Source organism: Halorubrum sp. Atlit-28R (assembly GCF_003665955.1).
Lineage (GTDB): Archaea > Halobacteriota > Halobacteria > Halobacteriales > Haloferacaceae > Halorubrum > Halorubrum tropicale.
The window spans coordinates 1-493 of sequence record NZ_QPLS01000162.1 but is presented as its reverse complement, the minus strand read 5'-3'; the positions used below and the strand labels follow the sequence as shown (position 1 = coordinate 493).

1 protein-coding gene is annotated in these 493 nt (G+C 60.6%); it reads left to right on the top strand.

Going from position 1 to position 493, the window contains the following annotated elements; translation table 11 throughout:
- Nucleotides 1-393 (top strand): HAMP domain-containing sensor histidine kinase (locus DVK06_RS17335; protein WP_147438175.1); only part of this gene is annotated, 393 nt, incomplete at its 5' end.
- Between the last annotated feature and the right edge of the window lie 100 nt (nt 394-493).

Below are 493 nucleotides of genomic sequence, written 5' to 3'. Positions count from 1 at the left end.
GATGTCGTCGTGACGGACGACGCGCAACTCACTATCGAATCGGACGGAACCATCGCCGCCGACCCCGACCGACTCCGGCGGCTCTTCGAAAACCTCGTTCGTAACGCGTTCGAACACGGCGGCGACGACATCAATCTCTGGGTCGGAACGACCGACGACGGATTCTACGTCGAAGATTCGGGAATGGGAATTCCAGAGGACAAACGAGACGACGTGTTCGAGTCGGGGTTTTCGACGAACAGCGGCGGAACCGGACTCGGGCTCGCTATCGTCGCCGAAATCGTGGATGCCCACGGCTGGGACATCTACGTTGAACACGGCCGAGACGGGGGTGCGCGGTTCGTCGTGAGCGGTGCGTCAGTCGACATCGGTGAGACGGCGACGCAGCCGTAGCCGGCAGTGACTTCGAGGCCGAAAAGAAAGCTGTTGAGTCGTGGTGTGACTGCTTACTCGAAGCGGAACGTCGCGCCGTCAGAACTGTCTTCGACTTCGA